Annotated in this window: 1 protein-coding gene; it reads right to left on the bottom strand. The window is 65.0% G+C overall.

Features of this window, described 5'->3' with window-relative positions; translation table 11 throughout:
* Window positions 1-3 precede the first annotated feature (3 nt).
* Window positions 4-11,004 (bottom strand): non-ribosomal peptide synthetase, encoded by an 11,001-nt coding sequence (locus J1G35_RS24205; protein WP_223016207.1) that lies wholly within the window; start codon window positions 11,002-11,004, stop codon window positions 4-6.
* Window positions 11,005-11,080 lie beyond the last annotated feature (76 nt).

Raw genomic sequence — 11,080 nt, 5'->3', positions numbered from 1 at the left:
GGTTCAAATCGCCTCTAGTTCGCTCAAAAAGTCACGAAGATCATCAAAATCTTCCGCAGTGCCGGCGCGGAAGGTGGCAGCGGCCTGGACATAGGCGCGCAGCGTTTCGGTCTGGAACACTTCCACCAGCGGCACTTCCAGGCCCAGTTCGGCCTGGACCCTGGAGGTGATCTGGATGGCCAGCAGGGAGTGGCCGCCCACCTCGAAGAAGTTGTCGTTCATGCCCACGCGCGGCAGGCGCAGCACGTCGGCCCAGATCGTGGCGACCTGCTGTTCCAGTTCGGTTTCGGGCGCCACATAGGCCTGTTGCATCAGACTCGCATCCGGCTCGGGCAGGCCCTTGCGGTCGAGTTTGCCGTTGGGGGTCAGCGGCATTTGCGCCAGGAATATGAAGTGCGCCGGGACCATGTAATCCGGCAGGCGGGCTTTAAGACCACGCCTGAGGGTGTCGCGAAACCCGGCTTCGTCGGCCAGGCCGGCGTGCGCCGGTACGACGTACGCCACCAGTTGCTTGCCGGTCGGGCCGTCCTGGGCCACCACCACGGTTTCACCAACGCTGTCCTGTTCGCGCAGGCGCGCTTCGATTTCGCCCAGCTCAATACGGAAACCACGGATTTTTACCTGATGGTCGACTCGGCCGAGGTAATCCACCACCCCATCCGGGCGGCCTCGGGTCAGGTCGCCACTGCGGTACACACGGCTGCCGGGTTTGCCGAACGGGTCGGGCACAAAGCGCTCGGCGGTCAGCGCCGGACGTTCCAGGTAACCTCGGGCCACGCCCTCGCCGCCCAGGTACAACTCGCCGGCGACGCCGATGGGTTGCAGATTGAGTTGCGCATCCAGCACATAGCCGCTGCGGTTGCCCAGCAACGTGCCGATTGGCGCGTAGACGGCGCCGCAAGGATCGCCTCGGCGGGCTTTCCACAGCAGCGGCGTGACCACAGTTTCAGTCGGGCCGTAGCCGTTGAACAGGTAGGTCGGCTTGAGCGCGCGCCAGGCCAGGTCGTAGCTGGCCTGCGCCACCGCATCGCCGCCAAAGCAGTAGACCCGCACCGCCGGTGGATTGCCGTCACGCTCGGCATGCTCGGCCAGTTGTTGCAGGTACACCGGCGGGAATACCGCCATGGTCACGTTGTGGCGGTGCATCTGTTCGTAGGTGTACTCGGGCAGCCACAGGCTGTCGTCACGGATCAGCACACTGGCGCCGTTGATCAGCGGGTGCATCCAGCCTTCGTGGGAACCGTCGAAGGCGAATGACATGAAGTGCAGTTCGCAATCGGCAGGACTGGTTTCGTAGCGCTCGCCAGTGGCAATGATGTGCGCCACCAACGGCCCATGGGCGACCGCTACGCCTTTAGGCATGCCGGTGGAACCGGAGGTGTAGATCACGTAGGCGAGGTTGTCGCCGTGCAGGTTGACCTGAGGCGCAGTGTCGCTGTAGTCGGCCCAGGCCTCGGTGCTATCGATGGCCAGCGTCTGCATGCCTTCGGGTACCGGCAGTAGCGGCAGCGCGCGGGTGTGGCTCAGCAGCAATTGGGCGCGGCTGTCCTGCATCATGTACAGCAGGCGATCACGCGGGTATTCGATATCCAGCGGTACGTAGACGCCACCGGCCTTGAGCACCGCGAGGAACGCCACCAGACTTTCGGCGCTGCGCGGCATGGCGATGGCCACGCGCACTTCGGGGCCGATGCCACGGGCGATCAAGGTATGGGCCAGGCGGTTGGCCTGGCGGTCCAGCTCGCCATAGCTCAGGGTTTGTGTGTCGAACTTCACCGCCACGGCAGCGGGATTTTCCCGCGCACGGTCGGCCACCCGTTCGTGCACCAGGCGCTCGGCGCTGAAGCCGGCGTTGGTTTGGTTCCACAGCGCAAGGATGTGCTGCTGCTCGTCCTGGTCCAGCAGGTTCAACTGGCTGATGGACTGCTGTTGATCGGCAACCATCGCCTGCAACAGGTTCTGCCAATGGCGCGCCATGCGCTCGATGGTGGGGGTCTCGAACAGGTCGGTGGCATAGCTCAACGACGCGCGCAACCGGTCCTGGGACTCCTCTATATCGAGGGTCAAGTCGAACTGCGCGACCGTCTCATCCCAACTGACCGGGCTGAGCTGCACGTGTTCAAGGCGCTGAAGATGCTCACCGGCCAGGCTCACATGGTGGTTGAACGCGACCTGGAACAACGGGCTCAGGCTCAGGCTGCGCTCGGGCTGCAACGCCTCGACCAATTGCTCGAACGGCAGGTCCTGATGGGCCTGGGCCTCCAGCGCACGCTGCTTAACCTGGGCGAGTAACTCGCGCACGCTGGTATGCCCGTCGATCTCGGCCTTGAGCACCTGGGTGTTGACGAAAAAGCCGATCAGGCGCTCGGTCTCGATGCGGTTGCGGTTGGCGATGGGCACGCCGACACGAATGTCCTGCTGCCCGCTGTAGCGGTGCAACAACACCTGGTAAGACGCCAGCAGCAGCATGAACAACGTCACGCCCTCACGCTGGGCCAGCGTCTTGAGTTGCTCCAGCAACGGTGCCGCCAGTGGGACGCTCAAGCGTGCACCGCGATGGGTTGGCACCGCCGGGCGCTGGTGATCGAACGGCAGTTCCAGTACCGGTTGCTCACCGCCAAGCTGACCGCGCCAGTAATCCAGCTGCCGCGCCTTCTCCCCCGCTTCCATCCAGCTACGTTGCCAGAGGGCGTAGTCGACATACTGGATGGGCAAGTCCGGCAATTGCAGCGCTTGCCCCTGTCTGTAGGCCGCGTAGAGCTGAACCAGTTCATCGACCATCACCTGCATCGACCAGCCATCGGAAATGATGTGATGCTGCACCAGCACCAGTACGTGTTCATCCTCGGCCAGCCGCAACAGGCTGACGCGCATCAGCGGCCCCTGGCGCAAATCAAACGGCTGGGTGATCAGGGTTTCGACCAGCGCCTGCAAACCGCCCTCGTGGGTATCAAGCGAGGCGATCTCGATGTGCCCTTGTGGGTTGATCACCTGCACGGTGCGCTCGCCATCCTGTTGCAGATGTGCGCGCAGGCTTTCGTGGCGTGCCACCAGCGTGTCGAAGGCGCGCTGCAATGAAGGTTTGTCCAGGGCGCCTTTCAGGCGCAATGCACTCGGCACGTGGTAGGCCGCGCTATGCGGGTCCAACTGCCAGAGGAACCACTGACGCTCCTGGGCGTAAGACAGCAACAACGGCTGGTCACGCTTGGCTTTCACCAGCGCCGGCGTCGCATCACGCTCGGTGCCCAGCGCCCGGACAAAATCCGCCAGCAGTGGCTGCTCGAACAGCACCTTGAGGCTGACTTCAACCCCCAGGCCATGCCGTACGCGGGACACCATTTGCGTGGCGAGCAACGAATGCCCGCCCATTTCGAAGAAGTGATCGTTGAGCCCGACCCGCTCGGCGCCAAGCACCTGGGCCCAGATGCCCGCGACCTGTTGCTCCACCGTAGTAACCGGTGCGATCCAGTCAACCAGGGACTGGCGGGCATCGGGCTTAGGCAGTGCGGCACGGTCCAGCTTGCCGTTGGGGCTCAGTGGCAGGCGGTCCAACAGCAGCAGGTGCGCCGGCACCATGTAGTCCGGCAGTTCCTCGCGCAGCGTGGCCTTGAGCTGGGTGCGCAATTCGGTTTGTTGCGCTTCGGACAGCGCCCGGTTGGCGACGATGTAGCCGACCAGTTGGTTGTCGGCCGCAATCACCAACGCCTCGCGCACACTGGCCTGGGCCAGCAGGCGTGCTTCGATTTCGCCCAGTTCGATGCGGAAACCGCGGACTTTGACCTGATGGTCGATGCGCCCCACGTACTCGATCATGCCGTCGGCACGATAGCGCGCCAGGTCACCCGTGCGGTACAGGCGGCCAGCGCCGTCGGTGCAGAACGGGTCAGGCACGAAGCGCTCGGCGGTCAGCTCAGGGCGATTGAAATACCCCCGCGCCAACAGCGGCCCGCCGATCACCAGTTCACCCGCTACACCCACCGGCACCGGGTTGAGGTTGGCGTCCAGCAGGTAAATGGCGCGGCCGTCCAGCACGCGACCGATCGGCATCATCGACGGCAACGCGTCACGGCCGTCGACGTACGCGGCGCAGTCCAGGGCGGTGGCGGTGACCGTGGCCTCGGTGGGGCCGTAGGTGTTGAGCAGGCGAACGTGTTGCAGGCCCGCTTCACGCCAGGCGCTCAGGCCTTCGGGCGGCATGGCTTCGCCGCCGATATGCAACTGGCGCAAACGCCCGTAATCACGCGGGCCACGCTCGGCGAAATCACGCACCAGCGCCAGCCAGTAGGCGGTTGTCAGGTCGACCACGGAAATATCGTGGTCGCGCAATTGCCGGTAGAAGGTGTCGCTGTCCCACAGCTCGCCGCCACGCACCACCACCGCCGCGCCGCAGCACAGGGCCGGGTACAACTGCTCGACAAAACCGTCGAAGTTGAAGGTGCCAAATTGCAGCACGCGATCCTGGGGTTGCAACGCGAACAGCTCGGTGAAAACCTCCACATGCCGCGCCAGGGATGCCTGGTCGATGCCCACGCCCTTCGGACGGCCAGTGGAGCCGGAAGTGAACATCACGTAGGCCAGGTTGGCAGGCAGCGCCCGCGGCGCCGGGTTTGTCCCGCTGTAGTCGGCCAGCCAGTCGGCGCGATCTTCCAGGCAGACCCGCACCAGGTTGTCGGTGAGCGGCAGTTGCTCCAGCAGCGCCTGCTGGGTCAGCAGCAGTTGCAGGCCGCTGTCCTCAATCATGCATTGCAGGCGCTCAGCGGGGTATTTCGGGTCCAGCGGCACATAGGCGCCACCGGCCTTGAGCACCGCCAGCAGGCCGACGATCATCTCCAGGGAACGGTCCACCGCGACGCCCACCAGGGTGTCGGCGCAGACGCCCTGCTCGATCAGGTGATGGGCCAGGCGGTTCGCGCGCAGGTTGAGTTCGGCGTAGCTCATGCGCTGTTCATCGAGGATCAGCGCGATGTTGTGCGGACACAGCGCTGCCTGCTGTTCGAAGCGCTGCAATACGCTGGCCTGGGCCGGCCGTGCGACATCACGCGGGTTCCACTCCTGCAGCACGCGCCGGTGTTCATCGGGCAGCAACAACGGCACGGCGCCCAGCGCTTGCCCAGGCGCAGCGACAAACTGCTGCAGCAATCCCTGCAGGTACGCGCCAATCTGGCGTACGGCCTCATCATCGAAGTCCGCGCGTGGGTATTCCAAGTGCAGGCTCAAGTGTTGGCCGCCGTGCACGGTGAGGGTCAGCGGGTAGTTGGTGCGTTCCTGATGGCTGACGCCACTGAAGCGCAGGCCACCCTCGCCCGACTGCTCCAGGCTCTTGGCCACCGGGAAGTTTTCGAATACCACCAGGGTGTCGAACAGTGCCTCGCCGGCCGAACCGCCCCAGCGCTGGATATCGAACAGCGGCGTGTGCTCGTGCTCGCGCATTTCCACGTTCAACGCCTGCACGCTACGCACCCAGTCGCCGACGCTTTGCGATGGATTCACCGCCGCGATCAGTGGCAGGGTGTTGATGAACAAGCCGACTTGTTGCTCGACATTCGCCAACTGCGCCGGGCGCCCCGACACGGTGACGCCGCAGGCGACGCTGGCTTGGCCGGTGTAGCGCTGCAGCAGCAGCAACCACGCCGATTGCACAAGCGTATTGAGGGTGACTTGATGGGCACGGGCGAAGGTGGCCAGGTCGCGTGTCTGGGTTTGATCCAATTCCCAGCGCATCTGCCCATAGCCATCGCGGCTGGAGGGCGCGGTCCTGGCCACGCTGCGAGCCAGATGCGTCGGTTCGTCCAACTGCGCCAGACGCTCGCGCCAGAAAGCTTCGCCCAGCGCCGGGTCCTGCTGTTGCAGCCAGGCAATATGCGCGCAGAACGCTGCACCGGCCGGCGGCAATGCCTGGCCTTTGCAGGCTTGCAGCACCTCGTTGAGCACCAGGGCGTTGCTCCAGCCATCCATCAGGATGTGATGGCTGGTGTAGATCAAGTGCCAGCGCTCGTCGCTGACCCGCACCAGCGCCACCCGCAGCAGTGGCGGACGGGCCAATTCGAAACCCTGGCGTTGGTGTTCGCCAGCCAGGCCGTCGAGTGCCGTGTCGAGGTCTGGCTGCTCGCGCCAATCCAATGTGTCGAATGGCAGGCTGACGTGGCGATGCACCACCTGCAGGGCCTGGCCCTGGTCGTCCTGCCAGACAAACCCGGTGCGCAGCATGTCATGGCGCGCCAGCACCTGTGCCCAGGCGCGCTGGAACTGCTCGACGTCAACGCCCTGCACATCAGCGCGTAACTGGCTGACGTAGACATCGTCCTCACCCTGTTGATAGAGGCTATGGAACAGCATGCCCTGCTGCATCGGCGACAACGGGTACACATCCTGGACGTCGCGGGCGGGCAGCGCGAGGTCGTCCAGTTGTGCCTGGGTCAACTGCGCCAGGGTCACATCGGCCGGGGTCAGGCCACCCTGTTGCGGATCGCTGCAATGTGCGATCAGCGCCAACAGTTCCTGGCGATAGTCATCCACCAGGCGCTGCACAGTCGACACCTCGAACATCTCGCGACTGAAGCCCCATTGCAGGGACAGCTCACCGCCGTACACCTGCCCTTCCACGGTCAGCCAGTTGGCCAACGGCGCGTCCGCATCCTGGGCCTGGCCGCTGCCCTGGGTGGCCGGCGCAAACAGCGCCGACTCGTTGAACTGACGGTCGAACTGGCCCAGGTAGTTGAAGGTAATGCGCGGCGCGGCCAGGTCGGCCAAGGCTTCGCGGGCCTGGGGCGAACCCAGGTAGCGCAACAGACCGTAGCCGATGCCTTTGTGCGGCACGGCGCGCAGTTGCTCCTTGACCGACTTGATCGCCGCCGACAGCTCGCCGTCGGCGTGCAGGCGTACCGGGAACAGGCTGGTGAACCAGCCCACGGTGCGGGTCAGGTCGACGTCGTCGAACAGGTCTTCGCGACCATGGCCTTCCAGTTGGATCAATGTGGCGGGCTGGCCGCTCCAACGGCTGATCACCCGCGCCAGGGCCGTGAGCAACAGGTCGTTGACCTGGGTGCGGTAGGCCGCCGGTGCGTCCTGGAGCAATTGCCGGGTGTGTTCGGCATCCAGGCGGAGCTCGAGCTTGCTGCCCAAGCGGTTTTGCAGGCCACCCTGGGGGTTGTCGCACGGCAAGTCCGCGTCGGCCGACTGGGCCTGCCAGTACGGCAGCTGGTCGTCCAGCGTGCAGGCATGGGCTTGCAACTGCTCAGCCCAGCGCTGGTAGGCGCTGGTTTTGGCCGGCAGTGAGGCAGCGCGGTAAGCCTGTTGCAGGTCTTCAAGGACGATGCGCCACGACACGCCATCGACCACCAGGTGATGAATTACCAGCAGCAGGCGCTGGCTGCCATCGGCCATGCTCACCAACGCGGCGCGCAACAGCGGGCCTTGCGCCAGGTCGAGACTGCGCTGGGCTTCATCGCACAGCGCCGCCAGCTCATCGTCGCTGCTGGCGTGGGTTTGCCACAGGCCCGACTCGGTGACTGGCGCGGCATAGGCTTGCTGCCAAGCCTCGGCCTGTTGCACAAAACGCAGGCGCAAGGCGTCGTGATGGTTGATCACCTGGGTCAGCGCGGCTTCCAGGCGTGCCGGTTCCAACAGCTCGCGGGGGGTCAACAGCAACGATTGGTTCCAATGCTGACGCACGGGTATCGCCTGGGCGAAAAAGCCCTGTTGCACCGGGGTCAGGATCACTTCGCCACTGGCAGGGCCTTGGTCGATAACGCTGGTGTGCTCGAAGCTTGCCACCAACGCCAGGCTGCGCACGCTCTGGTACTGGAACAGGTCGCGCGGACTGAGGCGAATCCCCGCCTGGCGCGCGCGGCTGACCACTTGGATGGAGATGATCGAATCGCCGCCCAGTTCGAAAAAGTTGTCGTCCAGGCTGACCTGCTCGACGCCGAGCACATCGCTCCAGATCGCCGCCAGGGCTTTTTGCACGGCGTTTTCCGGCGCGGTGTAGGCCTGCTGCGCGGCGACGTCCGGCAGTGGCAGGGCCTTGCGGTCGAGCTTGCCGTTGGCGGTCACCGGCAGCTTGGCCAGGGGCACCATATGGGTCGGCACCATGTATTCCGGCAAGCTGCCGAGCAGCCAGGCCTTGAGGTCGGTGGGCGCCTCGCCTTGCGGCACCAGGTAGGCCACCAGGTGCTTGCCGCCCTGCACCAGCACGACCGCCTCGCGCACCGACGGGTGTTGCATCAGGCGCGTCTCGATTTCCCCCAGTTCGATGCGCAGTCCGCGCAGCTTGACCTGGTGGTCGAGACGACCAAGGTATTCGATCACACCGTCGGCACGCTGGCGCACACGGTCGCCGGTGCGGTACAGGCGCGCACCGTCGGCGAATGGGCTGGGCACAAAGCGCTCGGCAGTCAATGCCGGGCGACGGTGGTAACTGCGCGCCAGGCCGGTGCCGCCCAGGTACAACTCGCCAGCCACGCCGGCAGGCACCGGATTGAGTTGCGCGTCGAGCACGTAGGTGCCGAGGTTGGCGATGGGTTGACCGATGGGCACGCTGTCGGCGCCTTCGTCGATGCAGGTCCAGTGGGTCACGTCGATGGCCGCTTCGGTCGGGCCGTAGAGGTTGAATAATCCGGCCTGGGGCAGCTTGGCGAACACTTGCAGTTGCGCGTCCAGGGGCAAGGCTTCGCCACTGCACACGATACGCTTGAGGCTTGTGCACGCCTGCACGCCCGGCTCATGGATAAACGCCTGGAGCATCGATGGCACGAAGTGCAAGGTGGTGATGCCTTGCTCGCCGATGGTCTCGATCAGCCGCGCCGGCTCGCGGTGTTCGCCAGGCGCGGCGACCACCAGGCGGGCGCCGGTCATCAGCGGCCAGAAGAACTCCCACACCGACACGTCAAAGCTGAACGGGGTTTTCTGCAGCACTGCGTCGCTGGCGTCGAGGCCGTAGGCCTGTTGCATCCAGCACAGGCGGTTGACCAATGCGCGATGGCTGTTGCCGGCGCCCTTGGGCTTGCCGGTGGAGCCAGAGGTGTAGATCACGTAGGCGAGGTTCAGCGCGTGGATCGCCACGGCGGGCGATTCGCTGCTGTAGCCGTCGAGCCACAGCGCAGGCTGGTCCAGGGCAATCACGCGGATGCCGGCGGTCGGCAGCGATGGCAACAGGCGCTGCTGGCTGAGCAGCAGCTGGATGCCGCTGTCTTCGATCATGTAGGCCAGGCGTTCCTGGGGGTATTCAGGGTCGAGCGGGACGTAGGCGCCGCCGGCCTTGAGGATCGCCAGCAGGCCGACGACCATCTCGACGGAACGCTCGATGCAGATCCCCACCAGCGCGTCCGGGCCAACCCCCTGCTCGCGCAAGGCATGGGCCAACTGGTTGGCCCGGGCGTCGAGTTGCGCATAGGTCAGGGTGGTCGAACCGAATACCAGCGCCGGCGCGTGCGGCGTGCGCTGTACCTGGTCTTCGATCAGGTGATGAATGCCCCGCTCGCTCGGATACGTTTGCGCGGTCTGGTTCCAGGCGTGCACCAGCACCTGCTGCTCATCGGCGGCCAGCATCGGCAGTTCGCCAATGCGCTGCTCGCCATCGGCAACCATGGCCTGCAACAGGCGGATCCAGTGCCGGGCCATGCGCGCGATGGACGGCGCGTCGAACAGGTCATTGGCGTAGGTCAGCGCGGCATGCAGGGTGCCGGATTTTTCATAGGTGTCGAGGGTCAGGTCGAACTGGGTGGTACGGCTTTGCCACTCCACCAAGGCCAGCTCCAGGCCGGAGGCGGTGCTGACCGAGGCGATGTCGGCCACCACCGGCTGATGGTTGTACATCACCTGGAACAGCGGCGTATGGCTGAGGCTGCGCTCGACGTTCAGGGCTTCCACCAGGCGCTCGAAGGGCAATTCCTGATGGGCCTGGGCACCGAGCGCATGCTCCTTGATGCCCTGCAGCAACTCGGCAACCTGGGTTTGCCCGCTCAGCTCAGTACGCAAGACTTGGGTGTTGACGAAGAAGCCGATCAGCCCCTCGACTTCGGTACGGTTGCGGTTGGCGATCGGCACCCCGACGCGGATATCGCCCTGACCGGTGTAGCGATGCAGCAGCACATTGAACGCGCCGAGCAACAGCATGAACAGGGTGACGTTGTGCTGTTGCGCGCAGGTGCGCAACTGCGCGGCCAGCGCTGGCTCAATCGCGAAGGTGTGGCGCGTGCCCTGGTAGCTGGGCATGGCCGGGCGTGGGTGGTCGGTGGGCAGCTCGAGCACCGGGTGCTCATCGCCCAGGCGCGCCTGCCAGTACGCCAATTGACGAGCCTGCTCCCCCGCTTCCAGCCAGCGGCGCTGCCACAAGGCGTAGTCGCTGTACTGGATCGGCAGCGCCGGCAGTTGCGGCGCTTCGTTGCGCTCGTGGGCGTCGTAAAAACGGATGAACTCGTCGATCAGCACGTTCATCGACCAGCCATCGGAGACGATATGGTGCAGGGTCAGCAGCAACACGTGTTCCTGGGCATCGAGCCTGAGCAGTTGCACACGCAGCAGCGGGCCGTGCTCCAGGTCGAACGGCAGCAGCGATTGGCGGGTGGCCGCGTCGTTGACGGCGTGTTCACGTTCGGCCGGGGCCAACGCCGTTAGATCGAGCTGTTCAATGGCCAGCGACGGCTGTACGGCGACCTGCATCAAGCGTTCATCGGCCTGGCGCTGGAACACCGTGCGCAGGGTTTCGTGGCGGGCCACCAGACTGGCGAACGCTTGCTCCATTGCGCCCAGGTTCAGCGCGCCTTTGAGCCGCACGGCGCCCGGCAGGTTGTAGGCGCCGCTGTTCGGGTCCAGTTGCCAGAGAAACCACATGCGCTGTTGCGCGTAGGACAGCGCCTGGCGGTCCTCAGCCTCCACGCCGGCCGGAATCGGAAACCGCGAAAAATCCACCCCTTCTTTCTGCAATGCCTGCAGGAACAGCTGGCGTTTTTCCAGGGGCAACCCGATAAACCGGCGAGCAAGTTTCAAGGAGTCTTCAGCATTCATTTGTTGGAGTCCGGAGCAATAGGCAGGAAGCACAAAGGCACGTCGTCCCTATAAAACGAACCGGACAGGGAAAAAT

Source organism: Pseudomonas sp. SH10-3B (genome assembly GCF_019891415.1).
Taxonomy (GTDB): Bacteria; Pseudomonadota; Gammaproteobacteria; order Pseudomonadales; family Pseudomonadaceae; genus Aquipseudomonas.
This window is presented reverse-complemented; position numbering and strand designations above follow the sequence as displayed.